Annotated in this window: 15 protein-coding genes, 1 pseudogene and 2 riboswitches; of the genes and pseudogenes, 3 read left to right on the top strand and 13 right to left on the bottom strand. The window is 34.5% G+C overall.

What is annotated here, in order from left to right; genetic code table 11:
- Window positions 1-14: 14 nt before the first annotated feature.
- From rnmV to metG, 3 genes are read right to left on the bottom strand one after another with little or no spacing between them, the layout of a single operon-like run.
- Window positions 15-566, bottom strand: a complete 552-nt coding sequence (gene rnmV, locus HMPREF1864_RS08185; protein WP_062572296.1) for a ribonuclease M5 — start codon at window positions 564-566, stop codon at window positions 15-17.
- Window positions 563-1,327, bottom strand: coding sequence for a TatD family hydrolase (locus HMPREF1864_RS08180; RefSeq protein ID WP_062572295.1), 765 nt, complete (start codon window positions 1,325-1,327; stop codon window positions 563-565). The genes rnmV and HMPREF1864_RS08180 overlap by 4 nt, the downstream gene beginning before the upstream one ends.
- Window positions 1,328-1,335: 8 nt before the next feature.
- Complete coding sequence (gene metG / locus HMPREF1864_RS08175; RefSeq protein WP_062572294.1) at window positions 1,336-3,291, bottom strand: methionine--tRNA ligase; 1,956 nt, start codon at window positions 3,289-3,291, stop codon at window positions 1,336-1,338.
- 250 nt (window positions 3,292-3,541) lie between these two features.
- Between metG and HMPREF1864_RS08170 the strand changes: the two genes are divergently transcribed.
- Window positions 3,542-4,531, top strand: a complete 990-nt coding sequence (locus tag HMPREF1864_RS08170; RefSeq protein WP_062572293.1) for a YeiH family protein — start codon at window positions 3,542-3,544, stop codon at window positions 4,529-4,531.
- A gap of 178 nt (window positions 4,532-4,709) precedes the next feature.
- Here HMPREF1864_RS08170 and HMPREF1864_RS08165 read toward each other — a convergent pair whose 3' ends face one another.
- Genes HMPREF1864_RS08165 through HMPREF1864_RS08155 form a run of 3 tightly spaced genes read right to left on the bottom strand, consistent with a single transcriptional unit; the run spans window position 4,710 to window position 7,084 of the window.
- The gene (locus HMPREF1864_RS08165; RefSeq protein WP_062572292.1) at window positions 4,710-5,441 is read right to left on the bottom strand and encodes an amino acid ABC transporter ATP-binding protein; all 732 of its coding nucleotides are present in this window, start codon (window positions 5,439-5,441) and stop codon (window positions 4,710-4,712) included.
- A 1-nt stretch (window position 5,442) separates the two neighbouring features.
- Window positions 5,443-6,213, bottom strand: a complete 771-nt coding sequence (locus HMPREF1864_RS08160) for an amino acid ABC transporter permease (RefSeq protein WP_062572291.1) — start codon at window positions 6,211-6,213, stop codon at window positions 5,443-5,445.
- Window positions 6,214-6,229: 16 nt separating this feature from the next.
- Complete coding sequence (locus HMPREF1864_RS08155) at window positions 6,230-7,084, bottom strand: transporter substrate-binding domain-containing protein (protein ID WP_062572290.1); 855 nt, start codon at window positions 7,082-7,084, stop codon at window positions 6,230-6,232.
- Between the two features lie 106 nt (window positions 7,085-7,190).
- Window positions 7,191-7,360: riboswitch (Lysine riboswitch) on the bottom strand.
- A gap of 299 nt (window positions 7,361-7,659) precedes the next feature.
- Here HMPREF1864_RS08155 and HMPREF1864_RS08150 point away from each other — a divergent pair.
- Window positions 7,660-8,280 carry a PBECR4 domain-containing protein gene (locus HMPREF1864_RS08150; RefSeq protein WP_135100539.1) on the top strand — a complete coding sequence of 207 codons (621 nt, stop codon included), beginning with the start codon at window positions 7,660-7,662 and terminating at the stop codon, window positions 8,278-8,280.
- A 272-nt stretch (window positions 8,281-8,552) separates the two neighbouring features.
- Here the strand turns inward: HMPREF1864_RS08150 and HMPREF1864_RS08145 are convergent, their stop codons facing one another.
- The 7 genes and pseudogenes from HMPREF1864_RS08145 to HMPREF1864_RS08125 all read right to left on the bottom strand — a co-directional run bounded on the left by HMPREF1864_RS08145 (window position 8,553) and on the right by HMPREF1864_RS08125 (window position 17,326).
- Window positions 8,553-9,839: an L-cysteine desulfidase family protein gene (locus HMPREF1864_RS08145; RefSeq protein WP_062572288.1), complete on the bottom strand. Its 1,287-nt coding sequence runs from the start codon at window positions 9,837-9,839 to the stop codon at window positions 8,553-8,555.
- 39 nt (window positions 9,840-9,878) lie between these two features.
- Window positions 9,879-11,297 (bottom strand): Na+/H+ antiporter NhaC family protein, encoded by a 1,419-nt coding sequence (locus HMPREF1864_RS08140; RefSeq protein ID WP_062572287.1) that lies wholly within the window; start codon window positions 11,295-11,297, stop codon window positions 9,879-9,881.
- A gap of 365 nt (window positions 11,298-11,662) precedes the next feature.
- Entirely contained in the window at window positions 11,663-11,797 is a 135-nt protein-coding gene (locus HMPREF1864_RS08780) for a hypothetical protein (RefSeq protein WP_255353777.1), read from the bottom strand.
- Between the two features lie 69 nt (window positions 11,798-11,866).
- A pseudogene (locus HMPREF1864_RS08775) lies at window positions 11,867-11,965 on the bottom strand (S-layer homology domain-containing protein); the annotation flags it as partial.
- A 66-nt stretch (window positions 11,966-12,031) separates the two neighbouring features.
- Window positions 12,032-13,468, bottom strand: coding sequence for an S-layer homology domain-containing protein (locus tag HMPREF1864_RS08135; RefSeq protein WP_231723522.1), 1,437 nt, complete (start codon window positions 13,466-13,468; stop codon window positions 12,032-12,034).
- Between the two features lie 310 nt (window positions 13,469-13,778).
- Window positions 13,779-16,361 (bottom strand): ATP-dependent chaperone ClpB, encoded by a 2,583-nt coding sequence (gene clpB / locus HMPREF1864_RS08130; RefSeq protein ID WP_062572286.1) that lies wholly within the window; start codon window positions 16,359-16,361, stop codon window positions 13,779-13,781.
- 44 nt (window positions 16,362-16,405) lie between these two features.
- Complete coding sequence (locus HMPREF1864_RS08125; protein ID WP_062572285.1) at window positions 16,406-17,326, bottom strand: DnaJ domain-containing protein; 921 nt, start codon at window positions 17,324-17,326, stop codon at window positions 16,406-16,408.
- A 331-nt stretch (window positions 17,327-17,657) separates the two neighbouring features.
- Here HMPREF1864_RS08125 and HMPREF1864_RS08120 point away from each other — a divergent pair, with 331 nt between their 5' ends.
- Window positions 17,658-18,500 carry a gamma-glutamyl-gamma-aminobutyrate hydrolase family protein gene (locus tag HMPREF1864_RS08120; protein ID WP_062572284.1) on the top strand — a complete coding sequence of 281 codons (843 nt, stop codon included), beginning with the start codon at window positions 17,658-17,660 and terminating at the stop codon, window positions 18,498-18,500.
- Window positions 18,501-19,011: 511 nt separating this feature from the next.
- Window positions 19,012-19,098: riboswitch (SAM riboswitch) on the top strand.
- Window positions 19,099-19,161: the final 63 nt, after the last annotated feature.

Genomic DNA, 19,161 nt, shown 5'->3' with positions numbered 1-19,161 from the left:
TGGGTTTATATAATCTATCTATGGGAGTTCACTTCCTTCATAGCCTCTTCAAATTCTTCCCTTCTTATGCCAAAGGAATTTAATTTGCTAAGAGTCTTTTTTCCATTTCCATATCCTATCTTTAGGATTTCAGAAAGCATCTCACGTCTTCTGCTTGCATCATCAGAATTCACTAGGTCATTTTTTATCAAGTCAGCCATGGTAAACTCTGTTGACTTTTCTGTCTTTGTTGCCCTAGCAGCCTTTAGTGCCTTTAGGATTTCTTCCGGCGAAGCATTCTCTACTCCAATGTCCCCATGTTTTGTGGAAACCCTTTGAGAAAGGTAGGCATGCTTGGCAGTGGGAATTTCATCTGCAATTCTCTTCCTAATTTGTGATCCAACGTAGTCAGAGTCAGTGAAAATTATTATTCCCTTCTTCTTGTCCATTTCCTTTAAGAGATTTATTAATTTTCTTCCGAAAGCAAAGCCGTGAGTGGTTATAATCTCTGCATCAACTGCCTTTTTAATGGCAATCTCATCGTCACGACCCTCTGCGACAATTACTTCTTTAATTGTCATCTTCATATTCCAAAAAACCTCTTTGTATTTTCTGCCGTTATTTTTTCCACTTCTTCTGGATCAATTTGCCTTAGGTCTGCAATGTATTGGCAGACAAACTTTACAAGCTTAGGTTCATTCCTCTTTCCCCTGTAGGGAACAGGTGTCATATAAGGGCAGTCTGTCTCAAGTAGGAGCCTATCAAGGGGCACCTTCTTTGCAACTTCCTTTGGAGTCTTGGCATTTTTAAAAGTAACCGCACCACCAAGGGCAATGTAGTCCCCCATCTTCTCATACTCTTCCATCATCTCAACTGATTGAGAGAAGCAGTGGATCAAGGCTGTGAATTCATATTTTTCGTGGGCCTCTTTTAAGATGTCAAAGGTATCCTTCACTGCATCACGAGAGTGGATGACAATATTCTTGCCAAGCCTTGCTGCAAGCTCAATTTGTCTCTTAAAGACTTCCTTTTGGACATCTCTTGGAGAGTTGTCATAGTAGTAGTCTAGTCCAATTTCTCCAATTGCCATAACTTTTTCATTTTTTGAAAGTTCAATTAATCTTTCTTCCACCTGGTCATTGTAGGTCTTTGCCTCATGAGGGTGGACCCCAATGGCTGCGTAAATATTTTCATATTTATTTGCAAGTTCCACTGACCTCTCAGATGATGGGAGGTCAGAAGAGTTATTTATTACAAGTTCTATTCCATTATCACCTAGGCTTTTGATTAGGCTTTCTCTATCTTCATCGAAGGCAGGATCATCTAGGTGGACATGTGAATCTATCATCTTATCTCCTATCTAACTTTTGCTCCTGATTTAAGGTCTGCTAAAATTGATGCAAGGCTTAGATTCTTTTCATCATCTTCTGCTGCAAGAATCATTCCCTTGGATTCAACTCCTCTTAACTTAATTGGCTTTAGGTTTACAATCATTAATACCTTCTTGCCAATTAAATCTTCTTTCTTGTAATGGTCCTTGATGCCAGATACAACTTGCCTTTCCATATCGCCAACTTTTAATTTTAATACAAAAAGTTTGTCAGCCTTTGGATGGTCCTCTACATCAAGAACTTCAGCTACCCTTATATCAAGTTTGTCAAAATCATCTATAGTAATTTCTTCTTTTATATCTTCTTTTTCTTCCTTCTTTTCCTTCATAATTCTTGACTCTAGTAGGGCTGTGTTTTCTTCGTTAAATCTTTCGATTTCCGCTTCAATGTCAAGTCTTGGGAAGATAACTTCTCCCTTTTTAACCCTAGTGTCATCAGGAAGTAGGCCAAATACTCTTGAATCATCCCAGCTCACTTTTTCATCAAGACCAAGTTGTTCCCTAATCTTTAGAGAAGTTTCCTTAATGAAGGGATAAATTAAAACAGAAACAATTCTCAAACTTTCTGCCAAGTTATATAAAACAGTGTTTAGTCTGTCCTTCTTGTCATCATCCTTTGCAAGCTTCCAAGGTTCAGTTTCGTCAACATACTTGTTAGTTCTCCTAATTAGCTTCCAAATTGCTTCTAGGGCAACGGAAAATTCGTAGTGTTCCATTGCTTTTTCAACATTATCTACAACAGACACTGCAAGATTTTCTAAATCATCATCAACATCTTCTCTTACGCCCATATCTTTGATAACTCCGTCGTTGTACTTGCCAATCATAGAAACAGTTCTTGAAAGTAGGTTGCCAAGGTCGTTAGCCAAGTCAGAGTTAAGTCTTTGCATAAACTTTTCTATGTTAAAGGATCCGTCAGAACCAAAGGAGAATTCACGAAGTAGGAAGTACTTAAGAGCGTCAACTCCATAAAGCTTTATTATTGGTTCAGGATAAATAACATTTCCCTTAGACTTACTCATCTTGTCATTGTCAAATAGAATCCAGCCGTGACCAAATACCTTGTCAGGTAGAGGTAGGTCAAGGGCCATTAAAATTGCTGGCCAAATAATAACGTGGAATCTTATGATTTCCTTTCCAACAAAATGGACACCAGCTGGCCAAAAGTCGTTAAACTTTTCTTTATCAGTTCCATAACCAATTGCAGTTAAGTAGCAAGTTAGGGCATCAATCCAAACGTAGACAACGTGTTTAGGATCAAAGGGAACCTTAACTCCCCAGTCAAAAGTTGATCTTGAAACAGAAAGATCTTCAAGCCCACCTTCGCCTTCAAAGAAGTTTTTAACCATTTCATTTTTTCTAAAGGCTGGCTCAATAAATTCTGGATGGTCTTCATAATATTTTAAAAGCTTGTCCTTATACTTAGAAAGTCTAAAGAAGTAAGACTCTTCGTTAGTAAGTTCAGTTGGTCTGCCACAGTCAGGACAAGTGTGCCCCTCTTCTAGTTGTGCTTCAGTCCAGAAAGACTCACAAGGCTTACAATAGTAGCCCTTGTATTCACCCTTGTAGATGTCACCCTTGTCATAAAGTTTTTGGAAAATTTCTTGGACGTCCCTTTCGTGGTCCTCATCAGTTGACCTAACAAAATAATCGTAATCAATATCCATAATTGACCAAAGCTTTTTGATGTTCTTAACAATTCCATCAACATAAGCCTTTGGCTCCATGCCAAATTCCTTAGCCTTATCTTCTATCTTTTGACCGTGTTCATCAGTACCAGTAGTAAAGAAAACATCATAGCCTTGCATTGTCTTAAATCTCTTAACGCAATCAACTGCCACAGTACAATAAGTGTGACCAATGTGAAGATTATCACTTGGATAGTAAATTGGCGTTGTAACATAAAATTTTTTATTACTCATAAAACCTCCATAAAAAAACCCAATCCACTGGGATAAGGCCTTGGCATAATCTGTCAATATTCCGATAAATTTCTACATATATTAAAATAATTATAACTGAATAAGATCATAAAATCAATTTCACCCTCTAATTTATCAACTTTCACTTAGCTATAAATAATAAATTTTTCTGATAAAATTTCTATCTTGTTGTATAATAGATAATTGTTTCATAAATTTTTTATAAATAATTTTTAATCAGGAGGTTTTTATGAATAAAAACATACTTAAGGGCCTAATCTTCTCTGGTCTTATTGGTCTTGTTGCCTACTTCTTGGGCAAGAGCTTCCCACTTGTTGGCGGACCAGTCTTTGGTATCCTACTTGGAATCATTTTAAATAATTTTAAAAGACCTGCGTCCTTTGAAGCCGGAATTAAATTCACATCTAAGAAAGTTTTGCAATACGCTGTAATTCTCTTGGGTTTTGGACTAAATCTTAGTGAAATAATTGTTGTTGGTCAGTCATCACTTCTAATTATTCTCTCAACAATTTCTACTGCCTTAATTATTTCCTTTGTTGTTGCAAAAATTCTTAAGATTGATACCAACATTGCAACTCTTGTTGGTGTTGGCTCATCAATTTGTGGTGGATCTGCTATTGCTGCAACTGCACCTGTTATTAATGCAAAGGACGAAGATGTTGCAACTTCAATTTCTGTTATATTTTTGTTTAACATCATCGCCGCTATTATCTTCCCAACTCTTGGGGTTAAGCTTGGCATGACTCACACAGGCTTTGGCATGTGGGCAGGTACTGCCATAAATGATACATCTTCTGTTGTTGCTGCAAGTGGAACTTGGTCCACAATGTTTAATGACGACACAGCTCTTAACTACGCAACAATTGTTAAGCTAACAAGAACTCTTGCCATTATCCCAATCACTCTTGGACTTGGCATCATCAAATCAAAGGAAAGCACCGAAAAGGTTAGCGTCCTAAAAACTTTCCCAACTTTTATTTTGTTCTTCCTTCTTGCATCAATTATCACAACTTTCCTTCCACTACCTGACGCCTTCTTGTCATCAATGAAGTTCTTGTCAAAGTTCTTTATTATCATGGCAATGTCAGCAATTGGTCTTAACACTGATATCAAAAAATTAATTTCTCAAGGTGGCAAGGCAATCATCGAAGGAGCCCTTTGCTGGATAGGAATTATTTTTGTCAGCTTGTTTATGCAACACCTACTCAATATTTGGTAAGACTTTATAAGTTAATAGTATGTAAGATAGCAGTCATTGATTGGCTGCTATTTTTTTGTAAACTTTTATAGAGAAAAGTCATTATAAAAATTAATAGCTATGAGACTTTCAAAATTTTTTAATGCAAGCGACAAGACCAAAAAAAGTCAAAAAATAAAGGCCCTCTCGAGCCTCATTTTTATAAAACCATGGACAAGAATTCCTTTGCCCTTTGTGTCTTTGGATTTGTGAAAAATTCTTTTGAGTCTTCGTCTTCTGCTATGACTCCCTTGTCCATAAAGAGAACCCTGTTGGATACGTCTCTTGCGAAGCCCATCTCGTGAGTTACAACAAGCATTGTAAGACCTTCTTCTGCCAAGTCCCTCATAACATTTAGGACTTCCTTAACCATCTCTGGGTCAAGAGCTGATGTTGGTTCATCAAAAAGTAGAACTTCTGGGTTCATGGCAAGGGACCTTGCTATTGCCACCCTTTGCTTTTGTCCACCAGATAGGGACATTGGCCTTGCGTCCCTAAAGGGATACATTCCAACTTTTTCAAGGAACTTGTCTGCTATCTTAACTGCCTCATCACGAGACCTCTTTAGGACCTTAACTTGTCCTATTACACAGTTTTCAAGAACAGTCATATTGTTAAATAAGTTAAAGGATTGAAAAACCATTCCCACCTTAGTCCTGTAATCATTAATAGAAGATTTTTCTTCTAACATGTTCTCTCCATGGTATCTTATTTCACCAGAGTCTGCTTCCTCTAAGAGGTTGATACACCTTAAAAGAGTTGACTTACCTGACCCAGATGAACCAATTATTGAAACAACTTCGCCCTTTTGGACTGTAAAATTTATTCCCTTTAAAACTTCATTTTCTCCAAAACTTTTTTCCAAGTTTTCTATTTCAAAAATGCCCACCATCTCACACCTCTTCCTTTACTTCTATAACTTCTGCTGTTGATTGAGACCCGTAAATCTTATAAGTTCCATCTCCGTCTAATTTCTTTTCAACAAGTTTCATTACTTGACTCACACTTATTGTTAGGACTAAATAAATAAGAGCTGTTATAAAGAAAACTTCGAAGTATCTAAGATAAGTTCCTGCAGCTGACTTTGAAATGAAGAATAATTCTGAAACAGAAATAACATTAAGAACTGAAGAGTCCTTGATGTTTACAATAAATTCATTGCCCACTGATGGGATAATATTTCTCACAGCTTGAGGAAGAACAACTTCTGTCATTGTTTGCCAGTGAGTCATTCCTATAGATAGGGCTCCTTCAGTTTGTCCCTTGTCTACAGAGATAATTCCACCCCTTATTATCTCTGCCATATAAGCTCCTGTGTTGACAGAAACTATAATTAGGGCTGAAGGCATAGCTGCCATATTCAAATTAAAATATTGAAGGGATCCATAATAAAACATCATAGCCTGTACCATCATTGGAGTTCCCCTAATAACTTGAATATAAACGCTAATTATAACATTTAAAATCTTTAGGCCCACCCTCTTAAAGGCAGATGACTTTTTATTTACTTTTGTTGTTCTTACTATTGCAATTAAAAGACCTATTAAAAAACCAATTAAAGTACCAACAACGGCAATTATAATTGTATTAATAGTCCCCTCAACAAAGAGGGGGCCATATTCTTTTAATAAAAATCCAATCCATCCAAAAAAACTACTTGGCATATTTATCTCCTATATCTTATTCACCTAGTGGTTGGTTAGCCACAGCTTCTTCCATTATTTTTTGTCTTTCATCTTCAGAAATTTTTGAAAGAGCTGCGTTTACCTTATCAAGAAGTTCCTTGTTGCCCTTTTTAACTCCTACTGCAATTGATGTATCTTCAACAGAAGTTTTGAATCCCTTGCCGTCAGCAAATTCAACAAAAGTTAAGTCCTTATTTGCTGCTACTGCTGATAAGGCTCCTGGTCTTTCAGAAACATATCCGTCAATCTTTCCACTTCTTAGAGCAACAATCATTGCTGGGAAAGTTTCAAGAGCAGTTGATTTATTTACGCCTTCCATTTGATCAATAACATCATAGTGGAAAGTGTTAAGTTGACCAGTGATATTTGCTCCCTTAAAATCATTTATGCTCTTTGCATTGGCATAAGGAGAATCCTTTTTAACAACAATTACAAGGTCTGATGTGTAATAAGTGTCTGAGAAGTCAAGAGTTTCCTTTCTTTCTGCAGTTGGGCTCATACCAGCTATAATAAGGTCAATTTTTCCAGATGTAATAGCTGGAGTAAGACCATTCCATTCAGTTTTTACAATTTCAAGTTTTTTGTTCATTGATTCAGCAATTTTCTTTGCGATTTCAACGTCATATCCACCAGCGTATCCACCTGTTGCAATTTTGTAGCCATGCTCTTCACCAGTTTGTGTCCAGTTAAAAGGAGCGTAGTCACATTCCATACCAACCCTTAATGTGTCTGAGTCAGCTGGTGCTGCAGCTGAACCTCCATCACCCTTTGGGTTACAAGCTGTTAAAAGCATTGTTCCTGCCATAGCTCCAATAAGTAATAATCTTCTTGCGTTTCTTCTTAAATTCATGATATACCTCCGTAAAATTCTTCGGTAACTATCAAAAAGTAATAAAAAAACAGTTTGGGAAAACCAAACTGTTAAAATGTCTAAATATGTAAAGACAAAGTATTTAACCTTAGATAGCTCCCCACTAAAACGTGACAGTCATACAAATATTATTTGCATGCCCAGCATATTATCTGTTACCAATAATACACTTCGGCGAAATTTCCTTTCATCTCCCTTCACTGCATGGTCTTGCTCTGAAAGATTACTGATAAATCCCGCGCCTCTATCGTATTTTTCAATACAATTTATTTAATTGTTTCATCAATTATATAAAGGAGATTTTTAAAAGTCAAGGACAATTTTCATTTTCTTGAAAAATAATTATAAAACTTTTTTTGTGCTATTTACTAGTATAACAAACTTGACATTTTCGTTTATTATGATAAACTTTAAATACAAAGTAAGTTTTAACTTTGCTTTAGACGAACGGACTGGAGTTCTAAAACCCATATCCATTGCAGAGTGGGAAACTGTGAAAAACCCGAAATAGAGAATGTCCTATGGCATTCTCTATTTTTATGAAAAGGAATTTTATGATTACAACATTTAAAGAAAGAGTAAAAAATACAATAATAGATTGTTCAAAAATTTATTATAAAAATTTTATAAAAAAAGAATTTTTAATATATTCCAAATCATTTACCAACGCTTCATTTTATACAATTACAGCAAAAAAAGATAATTATTTACATTTAACGGGATTAAATACTCGACTATCACCAAATATGTTTTTCGATAAATGTTTTAGTGGAACATTACAAGAAAATGACTTTGAAATAAATTCTAAACAACAAAAGGGTTCTGTTAGAAGAAAAATTAAAATATTAAGCGAAGCTATGAATATGCCTCTCTTAATAAACGATATGCAAATAGAAGAAAACTTTGAAAAAAACAACATACTTTGTTCTATTGCCACAGCAAATACAAGCTTCACATTGGGATTTACTTTGTTAAAAAACTCTAAACCAAAAACATTGCTTAAGGGTTTTCAGTTAACTAATCCTGGTGAAATAGATTTATTTGTACAACATGATAAAGAAACAAACGAGAACAAAATTATCATAAATAAAATAGAGTTACATAGTATTTTCGATGAAATAAAGCTACAAGTTCCGCATTATTTTAATGAATTTAATGAAACTGATATTAGGTAAATATTAAATACAAAACTTTAAAATATTTATTTAAAGTTTTTGATATCATCAAATACCGGTTTCAAGAAAATATGAATATTATTGCTCCTGGAAGAAAATCTAAAAGAATGGAAAAATTAGTCACAAAAGTTTTATTTTTTGACTAATTTTTAGTACTTATATTTTGTATTTTACTTCCCTTTTTATATCATTGTAATAAATAAACGACCCATCCTTATATTAATAGATGAGTCGTTTTTATTCCCTTTATTCTAAAACTCTAATAATTAAAATTATTTTTCAATTTTCTCTTGAAAAATATCTACAATTGTTTTTTCAGTTCCAATCATTCCAGGTGAAGCTATTGTTCCCATATTTTTCATTGTTTCTTCTGGTGTATCTCCATTTATACCATGAACTTTATTAATATGAACTCCATTTAGGGCAAGCTCACAAGAATCAAATGCTGCTGAAACTGCTGCTATTCCCTTCATAGTACATCCTTGATTTCCACCATCACAAATCATACCTGTTATACTAGAAGCCATATTATTAATAACATATTCCATTGTCTCAAGATTTCCATCTCTTAAATAAGCTAGTCCACAAGCCATACCTGTTCCTGCTGCTATAGCACATCCACAGAAAGCTGATAATCTTCCAGAATATTCTTTAATATACATACAGATTAAATAACTTAAAGCTGTAGCTCTAATCAATTTTTCTTTTGGAAGGTTTCTGATTTTGTATGAAGCGTATAATGGCATTGTTGCAATAATACCGTGGGCCCCTGATCCTGTAATACTCATAGCTGGTTTATCTAATCCAATTACCCTAGCTTCTATTGCACCATTACATAAAAGTTGAGCTGTTTTCAATTCATTGTCAGAGAAAATTTCATCATTATTCATTTTCTTTAACTGTCTTGCAAAAGTTGTTTTAGGACTATTCAATCCTTCTTCAAAAAGCTCATAATTAACTTTAAATGCTTCATTGATAAACTCTATTTCTTCGTATGGAACATTATTAACATATTCTAAGATCTCTTTTAGCGTATATTTTAAAATTAATGGAGTTTCATTGTCACCCTCTTCTTCTGTGTGATGATTTCTTTCTGCTTCAAATATTACTTCTCCATTCAATTCAATTTTTACTATATTTGTGTGTTTATCTTCAATTGTAACTATACACTTGTCTGTATCAGTTTCAACAGTAGCTTCAATGAAAATCCTAGAAGTAATGCCAGATAGTTTTACACCAATTTTCCCTTCATCTACTAATTTTTTAGCTACTTCATTATCTTCAGGAGTAACATCTGAAAGAGATTCTAAGCCTTTTTCTGGATTGCCTGCTACTACTCCTAAAGCTGCCGAAAATATATTTCCAACTTCTTCAGAATTAGGTATTCCACAAGTAAAAGCGTTTTTATACATTCCAGAGTTCATTGAAACTAGGACTGATTTTATTTCTCCTTTTGTATAACTCCTAGCCTTAGAGCAAGCAAAAGCTATAGCTCCTGGTTCAGTAACGCCTAATGCTGGAACCATATCCATTTTTATTAAATTAGTTAATTTTTCCATAATTCTCTCCCTTCGATTAAGTTGTACCAACCTTTTCTTTTATTTTTCTTTTTCTTCAAATATTCTTCCTTTGCCAGTAATACATAGGATTAAAGTCAACACCCAAATAACCCATGGATAAAATGCAGTAAATATCATATCTGTTGCCTTTAGATCAGGTAGGAATCCGTATGTACCTTTCATAGAAGAAAGTCCACCTAATAATAATAGAACGCATCCACCATAAGGTAAAAAGAATGGGAATGAACAAATTGTTGTGGCTAATATATTTGCTCTACGATATGGATGTAGATCACTTTTTTTGCCAATCGCATTAACAAATGGAGCAACACATATATTTGCAATTGTATTAATTGCAGCAATTAATATTCCAAATATTGTTACTAAAGAGAATATTGCTATTTCTGATCCTCTAGGTGTTTTTATTACTGAGTTTGTAAGCCAATCTACAACAGCATCCATACATCCACTAGCAACTAACAATTCCCCCATAGATACAACTATTAATAGTAAAATTGAAACATTTAACATTCCACCGACACCATCAGGTATTGCTCCTGAAATAACACCGTCTTTTATACTAATTAATGCTGATAAGTCAAATAGACCAAATACAAGACCTATAGCAATAGCTACTACTATACCAACACTTAAACAAGCAAAAATATTTTTACCATTAACTGATAAAAGTATAACTATAATTGTTGGAATTAATAAAAATAACCCTTTTGGTATTTGATATTGACTTAATAATTTAGCCGCTTCACCTGGGTCAATAGCTCCTTGTCCACTAGATCCTAAAACAAAAAACATAATTGCAGCAATAATAAATCCTAGAATAACCACAGGAAAACGCAACTTAACAGTCGGCCCTATTTCAGCAACACCATCTTTATATTGATATTCTTGTGTAGTTGCTGCAATAATTGCTGTATCAGATACTGGAGCTAAATTATCCCCTACAGCTGCTCCCGATAGAATAGCACCTGCTAAAATTGCTGAGCTTGAACCTAGAAGTATTCCTGCTGGATAAAGAATAAAACTCATAGTTGATATAGTGCCAAATCCTGAACCAGTTGCAATAGCAAATAAAGCCGAGAAAACAAATGCTGCTAAAGTGAATGTAGCTCCACTCATTTTTAGTTTAACACTTAACCATACTAACCCCTCAACTATATGACCACTTTTAAGAATATTTCCATATATTCCTATTACTAGCCAAAGCATTACAGCAGTAACACCAACTTTGGAACCTAATCCTTGCAAAATTACATCCCAATAATCTTCAATATTCTTAGCAAATAACATACCCACTAAGATACCAACTACACCTGCACCTATCATCATATTTAAGTCTGCTGCGTTTATAAAAGATAATGTAATTGTAACAGATATAAATATTAAGAAAGGTATCAATGCCATAAAACTTCCACCCCTAAAATCTAACTTCTTTTTCATAACTCTCTCTCCTCTCTGTTTAGATTTTGTATATGAAATTTTAATAAAGGGAACAATATAATTATAAATACTAAATTATTTTACACTAATATGATATAAATATAATGATTTACTTCGCGAAAATTTTTATTAACGATATTATAGTTCAATTACTTAACGAAAGTCAAGCAAATGCTTTCTTTACTAAACTAAATTTTTATAAAGTTATCAAGTCTTACAATCTTACAAGTTTCCTTTAACTAATAAAGAATTATCCCGCAATAAATTTCTGAATAAAAAATATAGTGCAAGATAGGAATTACTTCCCTTCTTACACTATTTATCCTACTAAAAAAGCTCCCCTCAGGGAGCCCTTAAAATTTTATTTATTTCCACATGTCAACTTCAGAAGTTGAGTTTAGTCTTTCTCTATTGTGAGAGTTTGCTGCATCAAGAATGTTGTAGTAAGCCCAGAAGCCTTCACTAACGTCAGAGAACTTGTTAAGTGATGAAGTGTTCACATTGTTAAGTGAGCTTTTGTTTGTATTTCTGTTAAATACAGAGTTTAGGATTGTAACAGCTTCTGCTCTTGTGATCTTTGCGTTTGGTTTGAAGCTTCCATCTGGATAACCAGTTACATTTTTGTTACCATAAAGTTTGTCAATTGCATCCTTTGCCCAGTGGTCTTTAACATCTTTGAAGTCTGATGTGCTAGCTTTTTCATTTTTAAAACTGCTAGAAAGCTTTTGTTCAAATTATGCTCTCTTTTTAACGTAGCCAGAAATCATTTGTGCAAATTCTGCTCTTGTTATGCTTTCATTTGGTTTAAATGTTCCATTAGGGTAACCAGAGATTAGTCCCATACCAACAACATAGTTGATTGCCTTTGAGTACCAATCGTTGCTTGCATCAGAAAATTTTGTAGCTTGGGATGTTCCAAAGTTTGCTCCACCATTTAGAAGGGTAGCAAACATTTGAGCTGCTTCTGCTCTTGTTACATTTGCTTGTGGCTTAAATGTTCCATCTGGATAGCCCTTGATGTAAGCAATTGCCTTAACTTCTTCTACTGCATTCTTTGTTACCTTGTATTCAATCTTAGTGATGTTTTTGTCCTTATCTCTAGCTTCGATTTTAATTGTTTCGCCATTTATTAGGGCTCTGTTTAGATATGCTGTAAATACTCCTGCGTTGTTTACATAAGTTGTGGAGATTTTATTGCCATTTGCATCGTAAACTGTGATTTCATCATCAGTATTTGCAGTTCCCTTTACAACTTTTTGTCCGTCAAGGGCTTCTGTAACTTTGAATTTTTTGTTTTCAACAGTTTTTGAATCTGTGTAGAATCTTAAATCTTTAAGATCACTATCATTGATGCTTTTGCTTAGAGTAAGTGTGAATTTTCCATCCTTGTCAGCTCTAACTGTGCCAAGTTTTTCTCCATCAAGATATACTGTGATAAAGTCAAAGGCATGACCCTTAACTCTTCCTGTTAGGACACTTCCAGAAGCACTTAAATCAGTAGCATCTACTCTTGTGCCCTTTATATTTCTGTAGTTGTCGTTTTTAATTTCTTTTTCTGCTGATTCATATCTACCATCTACAGCTTTTACTAAGTAAGTTTCTCCTTCTTTAAGATTTACACTAATCTTAATGTCTCCATTGCTGTAAGCTTGACCTATTCTTTCATAGCTAGAGTAAAATCCGTATCCATATCTTGAGTTTGCTAGTTTAATATAAATATCAGCATTTGATGAAGTATATCCTGTTAAATATTTTCCATCATATTTAAGGTTTGAAAGTGAAAGTCTTTCTCTTTGTCTTCTTTCTTCTTCTCTCTTTTCTCTTTCTTCTTTATCTTTCTTTTCTTTAGCTTCTTTATCTTCTCTTGCTTTCTTTTCTTCTGGTGTTTCTTTCTTTTCTTTATTTGGATCTACATTTCCAGGATCTTGTTTATCCTTTGGTTTTTCTGCTCCAGGTTGTGCTTGTGTTTCGCCTTTATTGTTTGGGTTTCCTGTTCCAAGTGTTGCTGACCCTGGTGTTGGTGCTTGTGTTGTTGCACCTGGAGTGCCTGTAGCTGGTTTTGCTGCTCCTTGATTAGGTGATGGTTTACCTGCAAAAGCAGATACTGGGATTGATGCTGCTAGCACTCCTGCTAGAGCAAGTGTTAAATATTTTTTGCTATATGGTTTCATAAAAATTTCCTCCTAAATCAAAAATATAAAATATATTTATACTCTTATTTCATACTATGTTACTGAGTTTAAAGCTTATTTGTGATAAAAAAGTGATAATTTAGAGCTTTTTATTGGATTTAATCTTTTCTTAATAATTTGTAATTTTACAGAAATAAAATTTTCTATCAAAAAAAGTAATAAAAAGAAAAAAAATTTAAGTCCTCACTTAATAAGAATTTTTATTCATTAATCAAGTTCTAAAAATCTACAGACCCTCATCATAAATTCTTTGCAAGTAAAAAGGACCTGCCTAAGCAAGCCCCTAAATTTATTTTACTTTGACAGACAAGTCGTCTACTTCTACTTCAACTACAATTGTGTCGCCGTCCATTACGTCGCCCCTAATTATCATCTTTGAAATAATAGTTTCAAGCTTGTGAGAGATGTATCTCTTAACAGGTCTTGCACCATATTGTGGGCTAAAGGATGCATTCAAGATAAATTCCAAAGCTCCATCTGTAACTTCGATGTGGATGTCTCTATCTGCAAGTCTCTTTTCAACTTCGGCAATGCTTTGTTTGATGATGCCATAGATTTCACTCTTTTGAAGTGGTTTGAATAATACAATTTCATCAACCCTGTTTAAGAATTCTGGCCTAAAGGATGCCCTCAAGTCATCCATAACATTTTCTCTCGCATCTTCTTTGATCTTGCCATCTTCATCGATGCCGTCAATTAAGAAGTGAGATCCAATGTTTGATGTCATTATAATAACTGTGTTTTTAAAGTCAACAGTCCTGCCTTGGTTGTCAGTAAGTCTACCATCATCAAGAACTTGTAACAAGATGTTGAATACATCTGGATGGGCCTTTTCGATTTCATCAAAGAGGATTACTGAGTATGGTTTTCTCCTTACTGCTTCAGTAAGTTGTCCACCTTCATCATATCCTACATATCCTGGAGGGGATCCAACAAGTCTTGACACAGAATGTTTTTCCATGTACTCGGACATGTCAATCCTTATTAGGTTTCTCTCGTCATCGAAAAGTGTTTCAGTAAGTGCCTTGGCTGTTTCAGTTTTACCAACTCCAGTTGGTCCTAAGAAGATAAAGGAACCTATTGGTTTGTTTTTATCTTTAAGTCCAGCTCTTGCTCTTAAAACTGCGTCTGACACAAGTTCAATAGCCTTGTCTTGACCTATTACCCTCTTGTGGAGGATATCTTCAAGACCTAACAATTTATCTCTTTCAGTCTTATTTAATTTTTCAACAGGGATTCCTGTCCACCTGCTAACTACATAGGCGATTTCATCTTCTGTGACTTCTTCCTTCACCATAGATGATTCGTCTTTTGTAGATGCTTTTTCTCTAGCTGCAAGTTCTTCTTTTAACTTTGGAAGAGTTCCGTATTTTAATTCAGAAAGCCTTTCAAGATCGTAGTTTCTTTCAGCTTCTTCTATTGCGTGGTTAGTGTCTTCGATTTTCTTCTTGATGTCCTTTGTGGAATCAAGTTCCTTCTTTTCTGCTTCCCACTTAGATTTTAATCTGTCAAACTCAGCCTTTTCTTCAGAAAGTTCTTCTTGAAGTTTTTTAAGTCTTTCAGCACTTGCCTCATCAGTTTCCTTTTTAAGGGCTTGATTTTCAATTTCAAGTTGCAAGATTTTTCTTCTAACTTCGTCAATTTCTGTTGGCATTGAGTCGATTTCTGTCCTAAGCATTGCACAAGCTTCGTCCATTAGGTCGATTGCCTTATCTGGCAAGAACCTGTCAGTGATATACCTGTCAGATAAAGTTGCCGCAGCTATAACTGCTGAGTCAGAGATCCTAATTCCGTGGTAGATTTCATATTTATCTTTTAGACCACGAAGGATTGCAATAGTATCTTCAACACTTGGTTCCTTTACCATAACCTTTTGGAATCTTCTTTCAAGGGCAGGGTCCTTTTCGATGTACTTTCTGTACTCGTCAAGAGTTGTTGCCCCAATAGCGTGAAGTTCACCACGAGCAAGCATTGGCTTTAAAAGGTTAGATGCGTCCATAGCACCATCAGTCTTGCCTGCTCCCACAATATTGTGGATTTCGTCGATAAATAAAATTATATCTCCATTGGATTTTAAGACTTCATTTAAAACAGCCTTTAATCTTTCTTCAAATTCACCACGATATTTTGCACCAGCAATTAGGGCCCCCATATCAAGTGAAAAGACAGTTTTGTTTTTTAAGCCTTCTGGCACGTCTTCAGAGACAATTCTTTGAGCAAGTCCACCAGCAATGGCAGTCTTACCAACTCCAGGAGGACCAATTAGAACTGGGTTGTTCTTAGTCCTACGAGAAAGAATCCTGATTACGTTACGAACTTCTTCGTCACGACCAATAACTGGGTCAAGCTTGCCTTCACGAGCAAGTTCAGTTAAATCTTGACCATACTTTTTAAGAGCGTCGTAAGTTCCTTCTGGGTTGTCAGTAGTAACGTGTTGGTTGCCCCTGATTTTTTTAAGGGCATTTAAAAATCCATCCGCATCAATCTTGTTCTTATTAAAGATAGAAGAAGAATCAGTCCACTTCATATTCAAAAGAGCAAGGTAGATGTGTTCAACAGAAAGGTAATCATCACCCATCTTCTTCTTAAAGTCCTCTGCCTTTTGGAAAAGTTCCCTATAAGAAGAGTCGGCATAAACTTCTGCACCTGATTGTTTTGGAAGTCTTTCAATAACCTTTAAGACGTCACTTTTTAACATATCAGGGTTTTTGTCCATATATGTCAAGACCCTAGGAATAAGGCCTTCCTTGTCATTTAAGAGGGCATAGTTGATGTGAATTTCTTTTACCTCTGGATTGCCGTATTCCTTAGCAATATTATATGCACCTTGAACGGCTTCAAGGGATTTTTGAGTAAATTTGTCAAAATTCATATAAACACCTCATTTGTTCAATATATTTAATCAATTAAAAATTGTTATTTACTTAATTTTTCTAATTCCTTATATAATTTTTCTTGTTCTTCAGTTAAGTCCTTAGGATTTACAATATTAAAGACCACATAAAGGTCCCCCACATTTCCCTTAAGGTCCTTAAAGCCCTTAGAAGAAATCCTCATCTTGTTGCCGCCAACAAAACCTTGAGGAATCTTTAACTTTAACTTACCATTAAGAGTCTCTACAGTCTTAGAAGATCCAAGAGCAGCTTCCCATGGATAAATGTTAACAGTCCTTGTAACATCAAGCCCATCGAGGACAAGATCTTTTTCATCCTTGATGTTGATCTTGAACAAGATATCGCCAGGAAGACCAAACTTTTCTCCTTTTACCTTGACCTTCTTGCCCCTAGTGATTCCAGCAGGAACCTTGACAGCGACATCATATTCCTTTTGCTTGTAAGTTAAAGAAACATTCTTTGTCACACCTTCAAAGGCCTCCTTAATAGAAATAGAAAGCTCAGATTCAAATTTATTTCTAGCCTTCTTTTGGGACCTTCCTCTTCCCTTGGAAGAGAAATCTCCGAAGATGTCATTTAAGTTAAAGCCACCAGAGAAATTGCCACCAGACTTAGAAGAACCAAAAATAGTTTCAAAGAAGTCTGAGAAGTCTGCACCGCTTCCTCCTGTGGTATAAGTGTAACCATATTGAGAAGGGTCGAAATCATAGCCAGATGAAAAATCATAATTAGATCCGAAAGTATCATATTTCTTTCTCTTGTCGGGGTCTGACAAGACCTCATAGGCCTCAGAGACTTCCTTAAACTTTTCTGCAGCTGCCTCGTCGCCTTGGTTGACGTCGGGATGATATTTTTTCGCAAGCTTCCTATAAGCCTTCTTTATCTCCTTTTCATCTGCATCTTTAGAAACTCCAAGGATTTCATAATAATCTTTGTATTTCAAAATGTAACCTCCTCATATATATAAACATTTAATCTTACTCTAATTATATCCCAATAAAAAATATTGCAACATAATAGAAGTTAATTAAATAGATTTAAAATTAAGACCTTTATCTAATTTCCGTTTCCGTTTCCGTTTCCGTGAAATTAAAATAAAAATCATAGTCAAATTTAGTTTGACTATCTTTGACTATCTAAATTATACAACATCATTAGCACTCTTGCAAGTAGTCTGCTAATTTATTTTAAAAAATTTTTATTGCCTTGTTTCTATGAAAACGATATACTGTAAGTGTAAAACTAGAAAACAATATTTTAGAGAGGAGTAAACCATGAAGAAACTAAACATTAAAAAAATATCTATCTACTTATCTTTTTTACTTGTATCAATGTTAGTATTTACAGCTTGTAGTAAAAAAGCTAATGCAGATGGTCCTACAATTGCAGTTTCTTGGTCAACTGATGAAGTTGATAAAGATTCAAAGGATAAGGTAGATATAGACACTCAAATGTATGCTGACGCCTTAAGAAAAGCTGGTGCAAAAGTTGTATTTCTTAATGAAATGAAATCTCTTGACCAAGCTAAAGAAGAAATCAAAGATGTTCAAGGCGTTGTCATAACAGGTGGCGATGACTTAAATCCTGCTTTATACAACGAAGAACCAATTCCTACTTTAGAAGAAATTAATCCTAGAAGAGATGATTCCGACGTATTCTTACTTAAGGCTTTGTTAGAAGAAGATAAGCCTACATTAGCAACTTGCAGAGGAATGCAACTTACTAATGTTTTATCGGGTGGAACATTATATCAAGATATAATGGTACAACATCCAACTGACATAATTCACAGAGATCCAAATAAAAAAGTTTTTGTGAAGCATGAAATAAATGTATTTCCTGACAACATCTTAGCTGAAGGATTCGGAAAAAATGGTAACGTAGAAGTTAACTCTTGGCACCACCAAGCAGTTAAAGATTTAGGAAAAAATTTAGAAGTTTTAGCAGAAGCTCCTGATGGTACTATCGAAGCAATAAGAAGAACTGATAAAAAATACTTCTTAGGCTTACAATTCCACCCAGAAGCAATGATAATGGAAGATAATAATAAAGATGCATTAAACCTTTATAAAACTTTCATAGCAAAAGCACAAGAATTATCAAAAGAAGCAAAATAATTTTTTTATTCTAGTTTTACAAAAGCACAGAGGAGCAACTTAGCTCCTCTTTCTTATTAATTTTTATTATTTTATTCCCTTCTATATCAAAAGTTTTATAAATTTATTAAATATTTTAAATTTCTTATTGTCTTATTCGTGTTACTATGATAAACTGGTAACAGATTATTTAATACACTTTTTTAATTAAATTCCTTTTACTCGCCGAGGTCGTCTCGGCAATTTTTTTTGTCCTTTTTTATGACTTAAGGATTTTTTATAAGCCCATAGCTTTTCACGACTTTATAAATTTTTATGAGTCTATCTTGTCTTATGACTTTGTAATTTTTTATAGCTTTGTAATTTTTTATGACTTTATAAATTTTTGCAAGCTCATAAATCTTTACAGGTTTATAAAAATTTATGACGCCATAATTTCTTACAACTTCCTCAACTTTAATTAAGATTTTTAAATTATTCATTTTAAAAGCAATTCCCTTTGACCCTTCTTTTTAAAAGTGATAAAATGAAATTACCATAAAGAGAAGGCGAGAGACAAGCTCATCGACCCTTCAGCAACCTACCATGAGGCAAGGTGCTAATGCTTGTATGATGGATACATATTAATCTTGCATCCATCTTTCGATGGGTGCTTTTTAGTACCATAAATAGTGTAAGAAAG

This window comes from Peptoniphilus sp. DNF00840, from assembly GCF_001553125.1.
Classification (GTDB): Bacteria; Bacillota; Clostridia; order Tissierellales; family Peptoniphilaceae; genus Peptoniphilus_A; species Peptoniphilus_A vaginalis.
Note: the sequence above shows the minus strand (reverse complement) of the source record. Positions and strands in the feature narration are given on the sequence as shown.

Excerpts from the sequence above, each read along its gene's own strand:
- rnmV (WP_062572296.1), bottom strand. The coding sequence starts at position 566 with ATGAAGATGACAATTAAAGAAGTAATTGTCGCAGAGGGTCGTGACGAT.
- clpB (WP_062572286.1), bottom strand. The coding sequence starts at position 16,361 with ATGAATTTTGACAAATTTACTCAAAAATCCCTTGAAGCCGTTCAAGGT.
- HMPREF1864_RS08135 (WP_231723522.1), bottom strand. The coding sequence starts at position 13,468 with ATGAAACCATATAGCAAAAAATATTTAACACTTGCTCTAGCAGGAGTG.
- HMPREF1864_RS08180 (WP_062572295.1), bottom strand. The coding sequence starts at position 1,327 with ATGATAGATTCACATGTCCACCTAGATGATCCTGCCTTCGATGAAGAT.
- metG (WP_062572294.1), bottom strand. The coding sequence starts at position 3,291 with ATGAGTAATAAAAAATTTTATGTTACAACGCCAATTTACTATCCAAGT.
- HMPREF1864_RS08160 (WP_062572291.1), bottom strand. The coding sequence starts at position 6,213 with ATGCCAAGTAGTTTTTTTGGATGGATTGGATTTTTATTAAAAGAATAT.
- HMPREF1864_RS08150 (WP_135100539.1), top strand. The coding sequence starts at position 7,660 with ATGATTACAACATTTAAAGAAAGAGTAAAAAATACAATAATAGATTGT.
- HMPREF1864_RS08140 (WP_062572287.1), bottom strand. The coding sequence starts at position 11,297 with ATGAAAAAGAAGTTAGATTTTAGGGGTGGAAGTTTTATGGCATTGATA.
- HMPREF1864_RS08155 (WP_062572290.1), bottom strand. The coding sequence starts at position 7,084 with ATGAATTTAAGAAGAAACGCAAGAAGATTATTACTTATTGGAGCTATG.
- HMPREF1864_RS08165 (WP_062572292.1), bottom strand. The coding sequence starts at position 5,441 with ATGGTGGGCATTTTTGAAATAGAAAACTTGGAAAAAAGTTTTGGAGAA.
- HMPREF1864_RS08120 (WP_062572284.1), top strand. The coding sequence starts at position 17,658 with ATGAAGAAACTAAACATTAAAAAAATATCTATCTACTTATCTTTTTTA.
- HMPREF1864_RS08145 (WP_062572288.1), bottom strand. The coding sequence starts at position 9,839 with ATGGAAAAATTAACTAATTTAATAAAAATGGATATGGTTCCAGCATTA.
- HMPREF1864_RS08170 (WP_062572293.1), top strand. The coding sequence starts at position 3,542 with ATGAATAAAAACATACTTAAGGGCCTAATCTTCTCTGGTCTTATTGGT.